The following is a 19,302-nucleotide window of genomic DNA, read 5'->3' as shown; positions in this document are numbered from 1 at the left end:
CCGTGGCTCGGCTAGGGGGTCAGCGGGTGTAGATGACGACGGACTCCATCCGGTCGGGATCCGGGCCGCCGCGCCGGCTGGGGTCGATCCGTTGGATCCGGTCGAGCACGTCCGCTCCCCCGATGACCTTGCCGAACACGCTGTGCTTGCCGTCGAGCCACGGCGTGTCGGTGAAGGTGATGAAGAACTGCGACCCGTTCGTCCCCTCGCCCCTGAAGCCGGGACCGGCGTTCGCCATGCTGAGCACGCCGACGCCGCGGTGGCGCAGGTCGGCGTGGAACTCGTCCGCGAACGTGTAACCGGGACCGCCGGTGCCGGTGCCCGTCGGGTCGCCCGTCTGCGCCATGAAGTCCTCGAGGACGCGGTGGAAGACCACCCCGTCGTAGTAGCGGTTCAGGGCGAGGAAGACGAAGTTGTTCACCGTCCGCGGCGCCTGGTCGGGGTAGAGCTCGAGGACGAGCTCGCCCTTGTTGGTCGTGATCACGGCGCGGTACTCCGCGCCGTCTTCCAGCACGTCCTCGGCCCGCTCGAAGCGCGTGCGGCGCTCGGCGGCGAGCGGCTCGACGCTCCTGAAACCGGTCAACAGTTCGTTCATGGGGTGGACCTTTCCGGCACGCGCGACTGGCGCCACGCGGACCTCCGTTCGCTCGGTCACTCGCGCGGTCGCGCGGCGATGACGACGGTCTCCAACTGGTCGGGCGCCCGGAAGAAGCCGAAGGCGGGTTCCCCGCCGGCCTGCCCGACGGCCACGACGTAGCCTGCGAGGTTGAACGACTGCCCCGCCACCGGCATGGTGCCGAGCAGGGCCTCGACCGCGTCCCCCACGGTCTGGCCTTCGGCCGCGGGCAGGTCGATGCCCTTGGCGGCCAGGTCGGTCGCGGGTTCGTCGACGTAGGCGATCACGCTGGGGGTGCCCGGATCGACGCGCGTGATCGCGTCGAGCACCGGGTCGCCGGCGATGACGTGGCCGAAGATCGTGTGGTTGCCGTCGAGCCAGGGCGTGGGTTCGAAGGTGATGAAGAACTGCGACCCGTTCGTGCCGCTGCCGTCGGCCGCCTTGCCTGCGTTGGCCATGGCGAGGATGCCGCGAGCGTCGAAGTGCAGGTCGGCCGCGATCTCGTCGTCGAACTGGTAGCCGGGGCCGCCGCGGCCGGTGCCCGTCGGGTCGCCCGTCTGCGCCATGAAGCCCTCCAAGACCCGGTGGAACGGCACGCCGTCGTAGAAGTGGTTGAGCGCAAGGAACACGAAGTTGTTTACGGTGTTCGGCGCGCGGCGCGAGTACAGGTCGACGGTGAGGTCGCCGCGGTTGGTGCGGAGCACGGCCACGTAGTCGAGGTCGGGATCGAGCACCTGCTGCGGGGCGTCGAACGCCTGCTGCGGCTCGTCCACGAGGTAGGGCACCTGCTCGTAGCCCGCCGGCAGCGTCAACGCGGTCGGTGCCGGATCGCTCGCGGCCTCGCCCGCGGCGGCCGGCGCCCCCACGGGCTCACCGCCCGCGGCGACCTCCGCCTGCCCGGCCTCGGGCGCCGCGGGGGTGGGTGTTCCCGGTTGGGCGGCGGCGGGTGCCGCGTCAGCGGCGACCTCCCCGTCCGCGCCCCCACCCGTCGGCGTCGAGCGGTCGCGCGCCAGCCAGAAGCCGCTCGCGACGATGACGACGAGGAGGATCACGAGGGCGGCGACGCGGGTCACGCTGCGCCCCCCGCGACGGCAGCGGCGACCGGTCGGGCGCCGGTGAGTTCGTGGGTGGGTTCCGTCATGACGCAGCAGTCTACCGGCTCGCGGCCACCACGTGGCGTCGCCCGCGTTCACTACGCGGGCGGCCGGCACCCCGCCGGGCACATCGCGGGGGCCGGGCGGCTCCGCTCAAGAAAGAACGCCGTCAGGCGACGTCGATAGAGTCCGAGTATGCACTTCAACGACTTGCTGCGACAGATCGTCGAACAGGGGGCCTCCGACGTTCACCTTCACGTGGGCCTGCCCGCCATGGCCCGCGTTAGCGGCAGGCTCACGCCCGTGACGGAGGCCCGCATCACGCCCAAGTTCACGGCGGCGCTCATCGACCTCATGTGCGACGAGCGCCACAAGGCGGCGTTCGAGACGAAGCACCAGGTCGACCTGGCGTACGCCGTGACCGGGTTGGGGCGCTTCCGCGTCAACCTGTTCAGGCAGCGGGGGAGCGTCAGCGCCGTCTTGCGCGTGGTGAACTCCGACGAGGAGTCGCTGCAGGTCGTCGACCTCCCGGCCGACACGATCGACTACCTGCGGGACCAGGAGAAGGGGCTCGTGCTCGTGACCGGCCCGACCGGCTCCGGCAAGTCGACGACGCTGGCACGTATCGTCCACGAGATCAACGCCGCGCACTCGAAGATGATCGTGACGGTGGAGGACCCCATCGAGTACCTGCACCGCTCCCGCAACTCCATCGTGGTGCAGCGCGAGCTGGGCGTCGACGCCCCCTCGTTCGCCGAGGCGCTCGTCGCCGCCATGCGCCAGGACCCCGACGTCATCCTCATCGGCGAGATCAGGGATCACGCCACCGCCGCCGCGGCCCTGAGCGCGGCGCAGACGGGACACCTGGTCTTCAGCACGCTGCACACGCAAGACTCGGTCAGGACCATCAACCGCGTGATGGAGCTGTTCCCGCCCTACGAGCGCGACACGGCGCGCGTCCTGTTCGCCGAGTCGCTGGTGGGCATCGTCTCGCAGCGCCTGCTACCGCGCGCGGGCGGGCGCGGCCGCGTCGCCGCCACGGAGATCCTCAAGGGCACGCTGCGCGTGAAGGACCTCGTGCGCGACCCGGAGCGCACCCCGGAGCTCTACGACGTGCTGAAGGAGGCGACGCTCGACGGCATGCGCTCGTTCGACGCGCACCTGGCGGAGCTGTACGGCGCGGGGATCATCGACTACGGCACGGGCCACAACGCCGCCACCAGCGCACAGGCGTTCAAGATGGCGGCCACGCAGATCGACGTCGAGCGGCGCCTGGCCGCCGCCGACTGACCTCCCGCGCCCGGCCGCCGCAGGTGCAGGGTCAGAACGGCGTCTCGACCGCCGGTTCCGCCCGCCGCTGCTGCCACTGGTTCTGGCCGCGGTCGGCCAACAGCGCGGTCCTATCGACGGTGACCCGCGCGCTCAGCCAGGGGCAGGTGACGGCGAGCTCCTCGAGCGCGGCCGAGTCGACGGCGGCGCCTTCCAGGTCGTAGAGGACGAGCTCCCCGTCCACCTCGAGCGCGAGGCGCACCGGGGTGCGGCCGGCGTGCTCGTCGAGCAGCGACCTGAGCTCGAGGAGCTGGCCCCGCCCCACCTGCGTGAGGTCGAAGCCTAGCAGCGCCACCTCCGGCGCCCCGCCCTGCGACGCGGCCCGCGTGTCCCACCTGATCAGGCGCTCCACCACGACGCGGACCCCCTCGCCCTCCTCGCTCAGCTCGACGAGGGCCACCACCGGGGCGTCCTCCTCCAGCAGCGGCGCCACCGAGTCGTAGGTCCGGCCGAAGGCGAGGACCTCCCGCGCGCCGGTCTCGTCCGCCACCTCGAAGCGAGCCATCATGCCGCCCTTGCGGGTCGGTCGCTTGACGACGTTCTGCAGCAGACCGGCCAGGACGAGCCTCAGCCGCCCCTTGCCGCCGGCCTGATCGAACGCGCGGTAACGCCGGTCGAGGTCGGCCACGCTGACCGAGGCCGCGTCGGCCAGCCCGACGTAGGACGCCATGGGGTGAGCGCTGATGTAGAGGCCGAGGGCCTCCTTCTCGAAGCGCAGCAGGGTGAGGTCGTCCAGCTCGGGCGCGTCGGCCAGGCTCGGGGGCGCCACCTCCTCCACGCCGAACAGGCTCATCTGCCCCGAGGCGGCCTGCTCGCGCTCGGCGGCGCCCCACCGCATGGCCGTCTCGAGGTTGGCGAGGAGCAGGTGCCTGCCGGCGGCGCCGCCGCGCCCCGCGACCCCGGCGAGGCGGTCCATGGCGCCCGACTTGACGAGGTGCTCCGTGGCGCGCCTGTTGACGACGGTGGTGTCGACGCGGCGGCAGAAGTCGAACAGGTCCTTGAACGGCCCGCCCCTGTCGCGTTCCGCCAGGATGTGGTCGACCGCGCCGTCGCCCAGGTTCCTGATGCCGTACAGCCCGAAGCGCACCACCCCCTCCACGGGGGTGAAGTCGCCGCGCGAGGCGTTGATGTCGGGCGCCAGCACCTCGACGCCGAGGTGACGCGCGTCGGCGACGTACTGCGCCACCTTCTCCGAGTCGCCCCGCTCGACGGTGAGCAGGGCGGCGGCGAACTCGACGGGGAAGTGGGCCTTCAGGTACGCCGTCTGGTACGACAGGACTGCGTAGGCGGCGGCGTGAGACTTGTTGAAGCCGTAGTTGGCGAAGCGCTCGAGCAGGTCGAAGATGCGCCCCGACTCCGCGTCGCCGATGCCCTTCTCGGCCGCGCCGGCCTGGAAGACGGAGCGGTGCTTGACCATCTCCTCGACCTTCTTCTTGCCCATCGCGCGCCGCAGCAGGTCGGCCTCGCCGAGGCTGTAGCCGGCCACCACCTGGGCGATCTGCATGATCTGCTCCTGGTAGACGGGTATGCCGTACGTCTCCTCGAGGATGGGGGCGAGTAGCTTCTCGGAGCCCGGGAAGTCGGAGTAATCGATCGGCTCCTTGCCGTGGTGGCGCCTGATGTAGGTGGGGATGTTCTCCATCGGCCCGGGTCGGAAGAGCGCGCCGACGGCGATGAGGTCCTGGATGCGCCGCGGCTTCAGGCGCTTGAGGGTGTCGATCATGCCAGAGCCCTCGAACTGGAACACGCCGGAGGACTCGCCGCGCGCGAGCAACTGGAACGTGTCGGCGTCCTCCTCCGGGAACGCGTCGGGGTCGAGGTCGATGCCGCGCGACTCCTTCACGATGCGCACGGCCGCCTCGATGAGCGACAGGGTGCGCAGGCCCAGGAAGTCCATCTTGATGAAGCCGAGTTCCTCGATCGAACCCATGTCGTACTGACAGACCACTGGGCCGTCCCCGACGCGGAAGACGGGCGCCAGCTCCTGCACCTCGTGCCGCGCGATGATCACGCCGGCGGCGTGGACGGAGGCGTGACGGGTGAGCCCCTCGAGCTGGCGGGCCACGTCCACGTACTCCTTGGCGCCCGCCTCGTAGGCGTCGCGCAGCTCGGGCACGTCCTTCAGGGCCTCGTCGATGGAGATGCTCCGCCCGAACTTGAGCGGCACGAGCTTGGCGACCTTGTCGGCCTCCGCGAACGACGCCTCCATCACCCGGGCCGCGTCCTTGATGGCGGCGCGCGACGCGAGCGTCCCGAAGGTGGCGATGAGGGCCACCTTGTCGTGACCGTACTTCTCGCGCACGTAGTCGATCACCTCGCCGCGTCGCACGTCGGAGAAGTCGATGTCGAAATCGGGCATGCTCACCCGGTCGGGGTTGAGGAAGCGCTCGAACAGCAGGCCGTACCTGAGGGGGTCGATGTTGGTGATGCCCAGCGCGTAGGCGACGATGGAGCCTGCGCCCGAGCCGCGGCCCGGCCCGACGGCGATGCCCTGCTGCTTGGCCCAGTTGATGAAGTCGGCGACGATGAGGAAGTAGTCGGGGAACCCCATCGCGATGATCACGCCGAGCTCGAACTCGACGCGCGCCATGACGGTCTTCACGACCTCGTCGGCGTCGCCGGCCAGGAAGTCGGCGAGGTGCGGGTAGTCGTACCGCCCGAAGTTCTCCCCCGGCGCCGCCGGCCGCGCGCCCTTCTCGCCGGCGCGAGCCACCCCGAGCAGCACCGCGTCCAGGGGGGCGCTGCCCGCGGCGGTCACGCCGGAGGCCGCGCCGTAGGCGCGCAGGGCGGCCTCGTCGAGCTCCGGGTAGCGCCGCATGAGGCCGCGGTAGGCGTCGGTGCGGAGCTGCTCCGCCAGGGTCACCCCGGCCGGCAGGTGGAGCTCCGGCATCTGGTAGACGCGCTTCTTGCCGATGGGAAGCTCCACGTCGCACAGGTCGGCCACGTGGTTCGTGTTGGCGAGGGCGCCGGGGTACTCCGCCTCGGGCAGGGCCGCGGCCATCTCGGCCGGGCTCTTCACGTAGAACTCCTCGCACGGGAAGCGCATGCGGTCCTCGTCGCTCACCAACGCCTTCGTGCCTATGGCGAGCAGGACGTCGTGAGCGTGCGCGTCCTCCTTGCGAACGTAGTGACCGTCGTTGGTGGCCACCATGCCGATGCCGTGCCGGGTGGCGAACTCCTTGAGGATCGGGTTGAGGCGGCGCTGCTCCTCGAGGCCGTGGTCCTGCAGCTCGACGAAGAAGTCGTCGCCGAATATGCTCAGGTGCTCGAGCAGGATCTTCTCGCCCGCGTCGGGTCCGATGTCGAGGATGGTGCGGGGGATCTGCGCGCCGAGGCACCCCGACAGCGCGATCACCCCGCGCGAGTGCTCGCGCAGCAGCTCCAGGTCGACGCGCGGCTTCATGTAGAAGCCCTCGAGGTACGCCCGGCTGCTCAGGCGGCAGAGGTTCTGGTAGCCGGTGAAGTCCTTGGCGAGGAGCGTCAGGTGGAAGTAACCGCCGTCGAGCCGGTTGGAACCGCGGCGCTTCTCGAAGCGCGAGCCCGAGGCGACGTAGGCCTCGAGCCCGAGGATGGGCTTCACGCCGGCGGCAACGGCCGCCTTGTAGAAGGCCACCGCGCCGTGCATGTTGCCGTGGTCGGTCATGGCGACGGCGGGGTCGTCGGGGGAGACCTCGCGAACCCAACCGATGAGGTCGCCTATCCTGGCCGCGCCGTCCAGGAGCGAGTAATCCGTGTGCTGGTGCAGATGCGAGAAGCGCTTCGGTCCGCCTGACATCGTCCGAGCTTACCGCCTGCCGCCGCGGCCTCCCGCCTCACCGCGTCACCACGTGTGGGGCGCGTTTCGTGCACGTTGACGCCCCGGAAGCGCGCGTGGTACTTTCTGTGAGCTTGGCGCCGTAGCCAAGCGGTAAGGCAGAGGTCTGCAAAACCTCGATTCACCGGTTCGATTCCGGTCGGCGCCTCCACATCCCACCCGACCGGCGGCCACCCGCCCGGACGGCAGCACCGCAGGCGCGTAGCTCAGTGGGAGAGCGCTACACTGACACTGTAGAGGTCGACAGTTCAATCCTGTCCGCGCCTACCAAAGAGGCCCGCCCCGGTTCGCCGGGGCGGGCCTTCCGCTTCGCGCTCGGTCACGCGGCGGGCGCTAGGCCCGCCGTCTCGCGGCCCCTAGTCGGCCACCTCGGTCACGTATGCGGGAAGGTCGACAGGAGGGAGCTGCAGGTTCTCGTAGAGTCCAGGCGGCAGGCTCAGGTCGCCCACGAACAGGCGACCGACGTTGCCCCCCGGCTTGACGCCCACCTTCGGCAGGCCGATGCTCATGGTGATGGTCGCCCGCACCACGTCGCCCGGGGTGGTGCCGTCGTCGGCGCGCATGCCGGTGGGGGTGTCGAGCGAGACGACCAGGCTGTCGGTCAGGTTGTTGAGGACGGTGATCACGTCGAGGGTGCGGCCGCGCGGCGGTCCCTCGAGGTTGGTGCCGATGGCGGCATCGATGACGCAGCCGAACTTCATCTTGGGGAGGCTCGTGCGCACCTTCACGCGCTCGAAGTGCCGCAGGTGCTCGAGCTGCTCCTTGGGGGTGCCAGAGTAGTTCTCCGCCTCGTGGGTGGGCACCACCCACACCCGGCGGCCGCGCGCCGCCAGCAGCCTCGCCGCCGCCAAGCCGCCGCTACCGTTGTTGCCGCGGCCGGCAACCACGAGCACGGGACCGTCGCCGCCGAACGCCTCGATCAGGGCGACGAGGTTCCTCGCCGTGTGCTCAACGAGGACGCGCGTGTCGAGACCGAACTTGCCTGTCGCCAGCATGATGAGCTGCTGCATCTGGTTGGAGGTGATGGCGGGCAGGTCGTCCCAGCGGACGAGCGGAAAGCTCATTGGCACCCTTTCTCGGCTCAGCCGATCGCGTCGACGTCCTCTTCGACGTCGTCGAGAGCTGCCGTGGTGTAGACGTTCTGCACGTCGTCGAGGTCCTCCAAGCTCTCGAGGAAGTTCATGACCTTGCGCGCCTCCTCGGGCGTCAGGGCGGTCTGGGTCTGCGGCAGCTTGGTGAGCTGCACGACGTCGACCGGCAACCCTCGCTCCTGCAGGCCCTCGACGATGGCGTAGAGCTCGGCCGGCGGGGTGTAGAGCACGGAGGTGCCGTCGTCGACCTCGATGTCGTCGGCCCCGAGCTCGATGGCCGCCTCCTCGACGGCGTCGCCGACCTGATCCACCGTGATCATGCCCTTCGTGTCGAACTGCCACGCGGTCGAACCCGACATGTTGCCGCCGTGCTTGCTGAAGACGTGCCTCACCTCGCCCGCCGTGCGGTTCTTGTTGTCGGTGAGGGTCTCCACGAGCATGGCGACTCCGGCGGGGCCGTAGCCCTCGTAGAAGGCAGGCTCGAAGTTGCCTCCCTCGCCGCCACCCAGCGCGCGCTCGATGGCCCGGTCGACGTTGTCGATCGGCACGTTGTCGACCTTGGCGGCCGACAGGGCGTTCCTGAGCGGCAGGTTCACGCTAGGGTCGCCGCTACCGCCGCTCCTGACGGCGGACTGGATGGCGCGCACGTGCTTGCTGATGACCTTGCCGCGCTGCTTGTCGAGCGCGCCCTTCTTACGCTTGATCTGGGCCCACTTGCTATGTCCTGCCAAAGTCTAGTTTCCTTTCGAAGGGCACCGCCGCGCCCGCGCTGCAGGCAGGGCGGGCGCCGTCGGGCCCGGACCTGCGCTGGACGCGCTAGGCGGCCCGCTCATTCTACTCCACCGACAGCGCGTCACGGCACCTGACGGGGTGCCGTGACGCGCCAGACCGCCGGCGAGCAGCGGGTCAGCGGATGTAGAAGTAGGTCTCCGCCACGTCCCGCACGGGCGAGGGGCGGATCTCGATCTGGATGGCGCTCGTCCAGTCGCCGTCACCGTAGCGGCCGACGTACTTGACGCTCCCGTCCGTGCGCCCGACGGTGAAGCTCGCCCTGACGCGCTGCTGCCCGAGCGGCGGGTTGACGGAGTAGACGTGACGGGCTCCGGCGACCGGTAGGTAGTTGACCCCGGCCTGAACGGGGATGTTGCGCTCGAAGACGTAGACCTTGCCGTCGGGATCCAGCGCGGTGAGGGTGACGTAACCAGACCGGTCGGTCACGAGCCTGAACTCGACGTTCTCGCCGACGTAGTAGGCCGCGCCGTTGCCGCGCGTGGGCTGGAAGTCCTGGATCACGCCCGACAACGTCAGGTCGGAGCTGGTGAAGCCGCCGGGCCGCACGGTGATCGTGCACGCCGACACGAGCAGCGTGGCGGCGGCGGCTACCAGGGCGAGGCGGAGCGACTTGAGGTTCATGTGTGCCTCCTAGCTGACACAAGTGTAGCAACGCTCCCCCAGCCGGCAAGGACACCGTTCCTTAACCGTGCGGCGGAGCCCCGGCAAGGCGTGGCCTCAGGGGGCGGCGGGTACGTTCCTGTCGTAGGTGGAGACGAGGTAGGGGAGGTCCGTCTGGAGGTAGCGGCCGCGCTCGTCGTACCAGTAGATGTAGTCGCCCAGCGACTCGGAGCCGGAGCCGCCCTCCGAGGCGTTGCCGCTGCGCGTGACCTTCCCGTCCACGAGCCCGGTGAAGACGACCTTCCCGTCGTACGAGTAGATGGTGATGTACATGCGCTGCGCCGTGTACTCCTGGATGCTCCGCCGGATGCGGTTCTGGGTCTCGTTGCGGCACGCCGAGAGCCCCATCACGAGCAGCGCGGCGGCCACGAAGGCGACCGCCAGCCTCTTCCTTCGCGTCACGCGACACCTCCGGTCACGGCAGGCGTCGATGGTACCGCCGGCCGGTTCCCAAGATAGCACCGCCCGGCTGCAGCCAGGACTTTAGTCTCCGGCGCTCAAAAAACGTATGCTTGCTCCTGTGACAGTGGCCCGCGACCCCTACGAGGTGCTAGGCGTCCCGCGAGACGCCGACGCCGACGCACTCAAGGCCGCCTACCGCGAGAAGGCGTTACGCTACCATCCGGACCGTAACCCCGGCGACCGCCAGGCGGAGGAACGCTTCAAGGAGCTGTCGGAGGCCTACGCCGTCCTGCGAGACCCCGCGTCCCGCGCCCGCTACGACCGCTTCGGCGGGCAGGGCCCTGCCGGGTACCGCCACGACACGAGCCAGGTCGATTGGCGCGACGTCTTCCGCGACGCGGACATCCACGTCGACTGGGGCTCTCAGGGCGGCGTGCCCCACACCGGCAACGCCGTCTTCGACGCGCTCTTCGGCATGATGACGGGAGTGTTGCGAGGCGCGGGCCTGGTGGCGGGCCGGACGTACGAGCTCACGGCGGCGCTGACGCTGGGCGAGCTGCACGCCGGCACCAACAGGGTCGTCGCCGTGCCGGGACCGTGCGTCTGCCCCACGTGCAAGGGCACGGGGCGCCTGGCGCCTGGCGCCGGGGTGGTGCGGCCCCTCGGACCTTTCGAGGCCGGAGCGCGCACCGCGGACGCCACCTGCCCAGACTGCGGCGGTCGCGGCGTGAGGCGCGGCGGCGCCAAGCTGGACGTAACGGTCCCGCCCAACACGCCGGTCGGCGCCCGGCTGCGGCTGGCCGGCGCCGGCGGGCCCGGCAACCCACCCGGCGACGTGATGGTGCAGGTCGGTTGGTCCAAGCCCGCCGACGCCCAGGTGCGCGACTTCGACGTCCACGCGCCGCTCACGGTCACGCCCTGGGAGGCGACGCGGGGTGGCGCGGCCGAGTACAGCGGGGTCGCCGTGACCATCCCGCCCGGCAGCGCCGCCGGCGCGACGGTGGTCGCCCATGGCATGGGCCTGCCGGGACCGGGCGGGTCGCGCGGCGACCTGAGGCTCACGCTCGCCACTGCCTGGCTCGAGGGCGCGGCTCGCGCCGCGGGCCGCTGGTTGCGTAGACTTGGCGTTGGAGGCGAGGCAGGGTGACGCGAACGTGAACGACCGGTTGCAAGGTTCCGAGCTGCTGGCACCCGTCGAGGACGTGTCGGAAGGCGGCCCCGGCCACGGGGTGGACGACGCCGGCGAAGACCCGCGCGGCATCGACCAGGACAAGCCCCTATACGTGATAAGCGTCGCGGCCGAACTGGTCGACATGCACCCGCAGACCCTCCGCCTCTACGAGCGCAAGGGCCTCATCGAGCCCAGCCGCAGCGCGGGCAAGACGCGACTCTACTCGCAGCGCAACATCGAGCAACTCCGCGAGATCAGGCGCCTTACGCAGGAGTTGGGCGTCAACCTGGCCGGCGTGGAGGAGATAATCCGGCTTCGGCACCGCCTCGATCAGCTCCAGACGACGATGGAGGGGCGGATCACCGACCTGCAGAGCCAGCTCCGCGACCGGCTCGACACCCTCAGGGGCCGGGCGCTCCCGCGGCCGGGCGACGGCGACCCCGACGAGCGCGGGTGAGGATCCGCCCCGAGTGCGACTAGCTTCGCTGACGCTGCAGGGCTTCAAGAGCTTCGGCAACCGCGCCACCCTCGAGTTCGCCCCCGGCGTCACCGCCATCATCGGCCCGAACGGGTCGGGCAAGTCGAACGTGCTCGACGCGCTGCGCTGGACGACAGGCGGCGGCCGGGCGCGCGAGTTCCGCGCCACCGACAAGACGGACCTCATCTTCCACGGCGCGAGCGGAAAGCGCTCGGTCGGCCTCGCCGAGGTGGAGCTCGAGCTCAAGCACGGCGGGGCCGGCGTGAAGGTCTACCGCAGCATCGACCGTGACGGCACCACGCGCCTACGCCTCAACGGGCGCAGCGCACGCTTCCTGGACGTGGAGGAGGCCTTGGCTGGAACGGGACTCGGCCGGTCGGGCCTGGCGATCATCGGGCAGGGCGAGGTGAGCCAGGTGCTGATGGCCGACCCCGCCAAGCTCCTCGAGCACGTCGCCGAGGCGGCCGGCGTGGCCCGGCTCGCCGGCAGGCGCGACCAGACCGTGGCGCGGCTCGAGACGGCGGGACAGCACCTGGCTCGGCTGCAGGACGTGCTCGCGGAGCTGGCGGCCCGCTGCCGGTCGCTGGAGGGCGAGGCGGCCGGCGCCAAGCGCCACGCCGAGCTGAGCGCCCTGCAACTGCGCCTGCGGTTCACCCTCGCGCGCCTGCGCGAAGCGGGCCTGGCTACCGAGATCGCCGAGCTGGACGGCCGGCGCGGGCTGCTCGAGGCCGCCCTCGCCGACGGTCGGCAGCGGCTGCTCGACCTCCGCGAGGGCGGCAGGCGGCTCGCCACCGACCGCGACGGGGCGGAGGAGCGTTACAGGGAGGCTGCCGCGCGGCTCGAGTACCGCCGCGGCAACCTCAGGCTGGCGCAGGAACGCCTGGAGCGGCTGACGGAGCGGGCCGACGCGCTCGCCGCCCGCGCCCGCGCGGTGAGCACGGAGCGCGACAGGCTCGCCCAGGCCGCGAGGCCAACCCCGCCCGACGAGGCGCCGCAGGCGGCGGCCGAACGTGCGGCCGCCGCGGCGCTTGGCGCGGCCGACCGCGAGGCCGCGTTGACCGCGGCGGCCGATCGTGAACGCGCGGCGCGCGAGGCGTTCGAGCGGTTGAGGCGCGATCACGCCACTGTAGAGCGCGAAGGGGCGGCACTCGAGTCGCGCCGCGAGGCGCTCCGGGCGCAACTCACCCAGGTGGACGCCCAGGTGGCGGCCATGGAGGCCGACACGAGCGGCGCCGACCTGGAAGCGCTCGGCGCGCGCCAGGCCGCCGCCGCCGCGGACCTCGCACGGGCGGAGGGGGAGGCCGAAGCCCAGCGCGCGGCGCTGCAGCGCGCGCACGAACGCCACGCGTTGGCCGCGGCCGAGGCGGTCTCGCGCGGGGCCGCCGCCGCGCGCAGCCGCGCGGCCTTCGAGGCCAGGCGCGGCTTCGCGCAGGGGCCCCGCAACGCGCTCGCCTCTGGCATCGAAGGCGTGATCGGCGCCGTCGCCGACCTGGTGAAGGTGGCGCCCGAGTACCAAGAGGCCATCGCGGGGGCGCTCGGTCGGCGCGCCGAGTATGTGGTGGTAGCGACCGCCGAGGCGGGCAAGAAGGTGCTGGAACACGTGCGGCGCTCGGGCGGCTTCGTGACCGTCCTCCCGCTGGACCTCCTGAGGCCGCAGGGCGAGCGGGGCCGGCCCGGCGCCTCCCACCCCGGCGTCATCGCCCCCGCCACGGCGCTGATCGAGGTGGACGGGGAGTACGCCACGCTGTTCGACAACCTCCTGAGTGGCACGCTCGTGGTCACCGACATCGATGCCGCCACCGCGATCGCCCGGCGCCCCGGGGCGCGCCCGCGGCTGGTCACCCTGCAGGGCGACGTGGTCGAGCCCAGCGGCGCCATGAGCGGCGGCAAGCGCTCGCAGCACGCCACGGTGCTGGGGGCCGCCGCCGACCTCGAGGAGGCCGAGGCGGCGGCGCGGAGCAGCTCCGACGCTGCGCAGGAGGCGCAGCGCCAACTCAACGCCGAGCAGGCGGTGATGCGCGAGCTGCTCGAGGCAGTGCGCACGGCGGCGGAGGCGAACCGGGGTGCGGCGCTGGCGCTGGCCGAGGCGCGCGAGCGCGGCGCGGGGCGGGAGCGCCTCCTCATCGACCTGCGTTCGCGGCGGGAACGGCTCGCGGCGGAGTCCGCCGCCCTGCCGGAAGTGCCGCACGCAGCCGCTACCGACCTCGTTGCCGCCGTCGCGACCGCCGAGGCGGACCTCGACGGGGCAGTCGCCGCGCTCGACGCGGCGCGAACGGCGCTCGCCGAGGCGCGCGGCGAGGCCGCCCGGGCCGAGCAGGCGGCGGCTCTGGCGCGGGAACGGTGGCGCCAGCACGAGGAGGCGCTCTCGCGTTACGAGGCGGGCGCCGCGCGCGCCGTCCAGCTGGCGGCCGAACACGAGGAGCTCGCTCGGGCCGCCGCCGAGCAGGCGGTCGAGCTGGCGGCGGCGGAAACCGAGAGGGACGCCGCCCAGGCGGCCGTTCCCGCCGACCTGGCGACCGAAGAGGGAGAGGTGGCCGCGGCGCGCGCGGCGCTGGCTGCCTTCGAGGAGCAGTTGACGGCGGAGACTGCGGCGCAGGCGACGCGCGCGCAGGAGCTTGAGGACGTGAGGCTCCAGGCGGCGAGGCGCGACGCCGCGTTGGAGCTGGCGCAGGAGGAGCTGCGGGCGTTCCCTGCCGGGATCGAAGCGCTGGACATCACCGAGCGCGCCGGTCGCGCCCGGCTGCGCGAGGTCACCGACGAGCTCGATGCGCTCGGGGCCGTCAACCACCGCGCCGCCATCGACCTGGCCGAGGTGACGGAGCGCAAGGAGAACCTCGAGGTGGAGGCGGTGCAGGCCACGCTGGCCGTCGCCGAGCTCGAGTCGACGCTCGACCGGATCGACAAGGAGACGAGCGCGCGGCTGAACGCGGCGCTCGAGCGCCTGCAGACGGCGTTCTCGCGTCACGTCAAGCAGCTCTTCGGCCCGGATGCGCGAGGCGCCATCGAGGTGGACGCCGAGGGCAGCCGACCCGTGGGCGTGCGGATCCGGCTGCAGCCTCCCGGCAAGCAGACGCACTCGCTCCACCTGCTGTCGGTCGGGGAGCGCACCATGGGCGCGCTCGCGTTCCTGTTCTCGCTGATCGCCGACGAGGGTGGCGGGTTGCCGGTGGCGGTCCTCGACGAGGTCGACGCCCCTCTCGATGAGGCCAACATCCGCCGCTACGGCCAGTTCGTGGCGCGCCTCGCCGCGCAGGGGACCCAGTTCGTGCTCATCACCCACCAGAAGGCGACCTTCGAGATCGCCGAGACCCTGTGGGGCATCACGACCGAGCAGGGCGTCAGCCGCGTCTTCAGCATCCGCAAGGAGGCGGAGTTGCCCGCGTGACGACGGAGAGCGACGGTCCGGCCGGATTGGCTGCGCAGTCGCCGGCGGCTCCGCCGGCTTGGCGCGTCGTGCTGCTCGGCGACGTCGACTCGACGCAGGAGGTGGCTAAGCGCATGCTGGCTAGCGGCGTGGATGCGGCCGGCACGGTGGTGCGGGCGCGGTCGCAGTCGGCGGGGCGTGGTCGTCGCGGTGGAAGCTGGCGCAGCGGCGACGGCGGAAGCTATCAGACGTTCGTGACGCCGGCGGCGCGCCTCCCGGCGGGCGGGGCCGGCCTGACGCTGGCGGTCGGGGTGGCGCTCGCAGAAGCGCTCGGTGCGGCCGGGGCGAGGTGCAAGGTCAAGTGGCCGAACGACCTCTACTACCGCGACAGGAAACTCGGCGGCGTCCTGGTCGAGCGTGTGAGGGAGCACCTCCTCCTGGGCGTGGGGATCAACGTCGAGAACGACGTGCCTCCCACCGCCACCGCCTTGCGGTCCTGGTCGCTGCCGGCCGTCGAGGAGCTGGTCTTGGAGGCGGTCGGCGGCGCGCTGGCCGCGGCGGTGAGCGACGAGGGCGCCGTCCCGGTCCCCGCCGCTCTGAGGCGGCGCTACGCGGCCCTCGACTGGTTGGCCGGCAAGCGCGTCACGGTGGGCGACGCGGAGGCGGTCGGCACCGCCGCGCCCGTGCCCGGCTCCGCGGCCGGCGCCGGCGAGGGGTGGCGCGTGAGCGGCGTGGCTCGGGGCATCGACGAGCGCGGCTGCCTGCTGTTGTCGTCCGCGACGTCGGAAGCGCCGATCGCGGTGTGCGCGGGGACCGTGGTGGCCGTCGAGGCCGTCGGCTAGCCGGTCGCGCTGGTCGGCGCTCGAGAACGGGGCGTCGCGGCGGGCTCCGACGCCGCGCTTGCCGCACCAGACGGCGACCTGGGCGCGCCGTGTGTGAGGAAGTCGGCTGCCGGCCGGTGCCCCGTGGAGCTAGCGTCCGCCAATGTCCCTCGTCGGTTCCGCTTCCCCCGGCGGTACGGCCGCGCTCCTGGTCCTCGCACCCGGCAGAGACCCCGAGCCCTTCAGGCACGCGCTGGCCTGCGCCGGCTGGACCGTGACCGTCGCTCCGACGCCGCGAACGGCGCGGGACCTGGCTGCGACGACCGAGCTGGGCCTCGTCGTCGTGGACGCCGAGTTGCCCAACCTCCCGTCCGGCCTGCACCCCGCCGTGGCCCTCCGCGGCGGCGGCAAGGGCGGCCAGCCGCCACGCCTCGTACTGGTGGCGGCGCAGGTCGACGCGAGGGTCTCCACCCTCGCCGCGGCCGCCGGGGCCTACCGCATAGCGTTGGTGCCGCGCGACGCCGCCACGTCGGCGGCCCCGGTGGCGACGCCACCGCCCCGCGAGCGGGCGCCCGCCGCGACCGAGACGTCCAGTGTCTGGATCGTCGACGACACGCCTGCCATCAGGCTACTCGCGCGCCGCGCGTTCGAGCGGGCCGGCTGGCAGGCCGCCGAGTTCGGGGAGCTCCAGTCGGCCAAGTCCGCCTTGGCGGCGGGCGCCAGGCCCACCGCCGTGCTTCTCGACATCTTCCTCCCCGACGGCAACGGACTCGATCACGCCGCCAACTTCGTCGCCGCCGGGGCGGCCGTCGTGATGATGTCCAACCTGGCTGGGCCCGACCAGGTGGAGCGCGCCTTCGCGGTGGGCGCCGCCGACATCGTGGCCAAGCCCGTCGACATGCGGAGCCTCGTGGCGCGCGTGACCCGAGCGGTGCGGTGGGTGGAGCAGGGTCGCCAGGAGGGAGTACGCCTGCAGGTGGTGGTGCCACCCGTCGACGATAGGCAGCGACTGGACGCGTTGAGGCTCTGATGGCGGGCACCAGGGTCGCGGCGATGTTCGTGACCATCCTGGTCGCTGCCACCGTCGTCACCGTGACGATGATGACGCTCGTGTTGCAGCTCCGTTCGGGCGCGAGCGTGGCGACCGCGTGGGGGTCGCTGACGGTGGCCCTGGCGGGGGCCGGTGCGGCGTTGACGCTAGTGGCTCTCGTGCACCTGTCGTTGGCGGCCGCTAGCGACTCGCTCGGCAACCGGGCCGCGGCCGTCGCCGTGTGGACGCGCGCCTGGAGCGAGGTCGCCGCCGGCGCGCCACCCCCGGTGGTGCCGGCGGCGGAGCGGGTGGCGGCGGCGGAGGCGGCGGCGGAGGTCCTCCAGGACCTGGTCGGCGAGGGGGCGGAGTCGGTGCGGGTGGGGCTCGCCGTAACGGGCGTGCTGCGCGCCGACCTGGCCGTCGCCGCCCGGCGGGGCGGGACGCGCATGGCGGCCGTGGAGGCGATGGAGCGGTTGGCGTGGATCGCGCCGCTCGAGGCGTTGCCGCTGTTCGTGGAGGCCGCCCGGGGTCCCGAGCGGCGGACAGCGCACGCCGCCCTGCTGGGCGCCTGCAAGATCCTGGCGCGGCTGCCCTACGGTGACGCCGCCGTCAAGGACGTCGCCGCGACCATCCGCGACCACGCCGGGTCGTTGCGTGACGCGGACTCGGCGAGGCCGTTCGTGGCCGCCGCCATCAGCGCGGGAGGCCAGAACGTCGCGGTGCTCTGCGCGGAACTCCTGGCGGCCGGTTCTCACGAGGCGGTGCGTGCCGCGGCGCTCGACGCGCTCGGCGCGGTCCAACCGCCCGCCGCAGGCGACCTGGTGGAGCGGGCCCTCGCCTATGGGTTGGTGGGGGAGACGGCGGCAGCCGCGTTGCGGGCCCTCGCGCGCATCGGGGTGGTGAGCCCCGCCGGGACGGCCGCAGTGGCTGCGGCCGCGAACGCGACGCACGTCGGCACTCGCGTGCAGGCGGCGCACGCGCTGGTGGGCGCCCCGTCGCGGCTTGCCCTGCCGGTCTTGTGGCGGCTACTCGGCGACCCGAACTACGAGGTGCGCCTGGCGACGGCCACGGCGCTGGTCAGGCTCGGCCCGCCGGGCGACGACGCCCTCCGGCGCGCCGCCGCGTCTCACGAGGACGCCTTCGCCCGGGACATCGCCGCGGTGACCGGCTCCATCCCCCGACCCCAACCCGCGCGGCCCGCGCCCGGGGTAGGCGCTTGAGCGTCGTCGACGGCCTGCAGGCCTTCGTCCTCGTGGCCTTCCTCGTCATCAACGGCAGCAACGCGGCCGCGTTGGCGCTGGCGTCCAGGGCGGTGTTGATGCGCGGGCGGCGCCTGTCGGCTCTGGAGCAGACGCTGCTGACGCGGGCCTCGACCTACCTGCCCGTCAGCTTCCTCATCCCCGCCTACAACGAGGAGGCCACGATCGTGAGCAGCCTCGAGAGCCTGCTCGCCATGCACTACCCCGAGTTCGAGGTGATCGTGGCGAACGACGGCTCCAAGGACGCGACCTTGACGGTGCTGAAGGAGGCGTTCGACCTCGTCGAGAGCCTCCCGGGCCCCCGCAGGTTCACGCAACACGCGCCGGTGCGCTCCGCCTGGCGCAGCACGACCCACGCGGGCCTACTCGTCCTGGACAAGGAGAACGGCGGCAGGGCGGACGCCCTCAACGCCGCCCTGGAGCAGGCGCGGTACCCGGTGGTGGTGCTGACCGACGCGGACAGCCTCATCGATCCCGCCGCCCTGCAGAAGGCGGGCACGCGCTTCCTCGACGTACCGAGCCTGATGGGGATGGGCGGCACCATCCGCGTCGTGAACGAGGCGAAGGTCGTGGGTGGTGCGGTGAAGGAGCCGCGGACGCCACGCAACTTCATCGCCCGATGGCAGCAACTCGAGTACCTGCGCGCGTTCATCGCGGCTCGGGCGGCGATGAGCCAGGTGGGGTGCCTCATCTCCATCTCGGGCGCCTTCGGCCTCTTCCGCCGCAGCGCGCTCCTGGCGGTTGGCGGCCTCAGGGTGGACACGGTGGGGGAGGACTTCGAGTTGACGGTTCGGCTTCACCGTCACTTCCGTGACGCCCGACTGGAGCACCGCCTCGAGTTCATGATCGACCCCGTGTGCTGGACGCAGGTCCCGGACGAAGCGAAGGTGTTGAGGAGTCAGCGCGACAGGTGGCACCGCGGGTTGTGGGAGACCTTGTGGGTGCACCGCGACATGCTCCTGAACCCGCGTTACGGCCGCATCGGGCTGGTGGCCCTGCCTTACGCCTGGTTCGTGGAGGGCGTCTCGCCGATCCTGGAGGTGACGGGCTACCTGACGATCTTGGTGTTGTGGCTCACCGGCAACCTCGACGCCCCGTTCGTGGCGGCCTTCCTCGGACTCTCCGTGCTCTACGGCATGCTCGTGGGTCTGACGAGCGCCGCGCTGGATCAGGCGCTACCGCACTCGCCGCGGCGCCTGGGCGATCGCTACCGGATGTTCATCGCCGTGATCACGGAGAACCTCGGGTACAGGCAGTGGTTGGCGGTCGTGCGCGTCGTGGCCATGTTCAGGATCGGGAGCAGCCGTGGCAAGTGGGGCCAGATGACGCGCCGCAGCCTAGGTTGAGGCGCGCCCACGTGACGGACGCACCGGAACCGGCC

General features: G+C 72.2%; 15 protein-coding genes and 2 tRNA genes. 10 read left to right on the top strand and 7 right to left on the bottom strand.

The features are described 5' to 3' along the window. Window positions 1-19: 19 nt before the first annotated feature. Together H3C53_07070 and H3C53_07065 are read right to left on the bottom strand one after the other, a co-directional pair. A complete protein-coding gene (locus H3C53_07070; GenBank protein ID MBW7916424.1) occupies window positions 20-595 on the bottom strand; it encodes a peptidylprolyl isomerase in 576 nt (191 codons plus the stop codon). Window positions 596-651: 56 nt separating this feature from the next. Then, complete coding sequence (locus H3C53_07065; GenBank protein MBW7916423.1) at window positions 652-1,350, bottom strand: peptidylprolyl isomerase; 699 nt, start codon at window positions 1,348-1,350, stop codon at window positions 652-654. Window positions 1,351-1,905: 555 nt separating this feature from the next. Between H3C53_07065 and H3C53_07060 the strand changes: the two genes are divergently transcribed. After that, window positions 1,906-3,000, top strand: coding sequence for a PilT/PilU family type 4a pilus ATPase (locus tag H3C53_07060; GenBank protein ID MBW7916422.1), 1,095 nt, complete (start codon window positions 1,906-1,908; stop codon window positions 2,998-3,000). Window positions 3,001-3,031: 31 nt separating this feature from the next. Here the strand turns inward: H3C53_07060 and dnaE are convergent, their stop codons facing one another. After that, window positions 3,032-6,814 (bottom strand): DNA polymerase III subunit alpha, encoded by a 3,783-nt coding sequence (gene dnaE, locus H3C53_07055; protein MBW7916421.1) that lies wholly within the window; start codon window positions 6,812-6,814, stop codon window positions 3,032-3,034. A gap of 115 nt (window positions 6,815-6,929) precedes the next feature. Between dnaE and H3C53_07050 the strand changes: the two genes are divergently transcribed. Then, a tRNA-Cys gene (locus tag H3C53_07050) sits at window positions 6,930-7,004 on the top strand. Between the two features lie 44 nt (window positions 7,005-7,048). Then, a tRNA-Val gene (locus tag H3C53_07045) sits at window positions 7,049-7,123 on the top strand. 86 nt (window positions 7,124-7,209) lie between these two features. On the opposite strand, the gene H3C53_07040 is transcribed toward H3C53_07045, so the two are convergent. The 4 genes from H3C53_07040 to H3C53_07025 form a co-directional block, all read right to left on the bottom strand. Further along, complete coding sequence (locus H3C53_07040; protein ID MBW7916420.1) at window positions 7,210-7,917, bottom strand: hypothetical protein; 708 nt, start codon at window positions 7,915-7,917, stop codon at window positions 7,210-7,212. 17 nt (window positions 7,918-7,934) lie between these two features. Beyond that, a complete protein-coding gene (locus H3C53_07035; protein ID MBW7916419.1) occupies window positions 7,935-8,675 on the bottom strand; it encodes a YebC/PmpR family DNA-binding transcriptional regulator in 741 nt (246 codons plus the stop codon). Window positions 8,676-8,850: 175 nt separating this feature from the next. Beyond that, window positions 8,851-9,357 (bottom strand): DUF4384 domain-containing protein, encoded by a 507-nt coding sequence (locus H3C53_07030; protein MBW7916418.1) that lies wholly within the window; start codon window positions 9,355-9,357, stop codon window positions 8,851-8,853. Between the two features lie 96 nt (window positions 9,358-9,453). Next, complete coding sequence (locus H3C53_07025; protein MBW7916417.1) at window positions 9,454-9,798, bottom strand: hypothetical protein; 345 nt, start codon at window positions 9,796-9,798, stop codon at window positions 9,454-9,456. 118 nt (window positions 9,799-9,916) lie between these two features. On the opposite strand from H3C53_07025, the gene H3C53_07020 reads away from it, so the two are divergent. The 7 genes from H3C53_07020 to H3C53_06990 all read left to right on the top strand — a co-directional run bounded on the left by H3C53_07020 (window position 9,917) and on the right by H3C53_06990 (window position 19,267). Continuing rightward, on the top strand, window positions 9,917-10,945 hold the full coding sequence (locus H3C53_07020; protein MBW7916416.1) for a J domain-containing protein: 1,029 nt from the start codon (window positions 9,917-9,919) through the stop codon (window positions 10,943-10,945). Window positions 10,946-11,111: 166 nt separating this feature from the next. Continuing rightward, window positions 11,112-11,426, top strand: a complete 315-nt coding sequence (locus H3C53_07015) for a MerR family transcriptional regulator (protein ID MBW7916415.1) — start codon at window positions 11,112-11,114, stop codon at window positions 11,424-11,426. Window positions 11,427-11,439: 13 nt separating this feature from the next. Continuing rightward, window positions 11,440-14,832 carry a chromosome segregation protein SMC gene (gene smc / locus H3C53_07010; protein MBW7916414.1) on the top strand — a complete coding sequence of 1,131 codons (3,393 nt, stop codon included), beginning with the start codon at window positions 11,440-11,442 and terminating at the stop codon, window positions 14,830-14,832. After that, on the top strand, window positions 14,829-15,653 hold the full coding sequence (locus tag H3C53_07005) for a biotin--[acetyl-CoA-carboxylase] ligase (protein ID MBW7916413.1): 825 nt from the start codon (window positions 14,829-14,831) through the stop codon (window positions 15,651-15,653). The genes smc and H3C53_07005 overlap by 4 nt, the downstream gene beginning before the upstream one ends. 142 nt (window positions 15,654-15,795) lie before the next feature. Then, a complete protein-coding gene (locus tag H3C53_07000) occupies window positions 15,796-16,662 on the top strand; it encodes a response regulator (GenBank protein MBW7916412.1) in 867 nt (288 codons plus the stop codon). Next, complete coding sequence (locus tag H3C53_06995) at window positions 16,662-17,882, top strand: HEAT repeat domain-containing protein (GenBank protein ID MBW7916411.1); 1,221 nt, start codon at window positions 16,662-16,664, stop codon at window positions 17,880-17,882. The genes H3C53_07000 and H3C53_06995 overlap by 1 nt, the downstream gene beginning before the upstream one ends. Continuing rightward, complete coding sequence (locus H3C53_06990) at window positions 17,879-19,267, top strand: glycosyltransferase family 2 protein (protein MBW7916410.1); 1,389 nt, start codon at window positions 17,879-17,881, stop codon at window positions 19,265-19,267. Before H3C53_06995 ends, H3C53_06990 begins: the two co-directional genes overlap by 4 nt. The last annotated feature ends 35 nt before the right edge of the window (window positions 19,268-19,302 follow it).

It is taken from the genome of Trueperaceae bacterium (genome assembly GCA_019454765.1).
Taxonomy (GTDB): domain Bacteria; phylum Deinococcota; class Deinococci; order Deinococcales; family Trueperaceae; genus JAAYYF01.
This window is presented reverse-complemented; position numbering and strand designations above follow the sequence as displayed.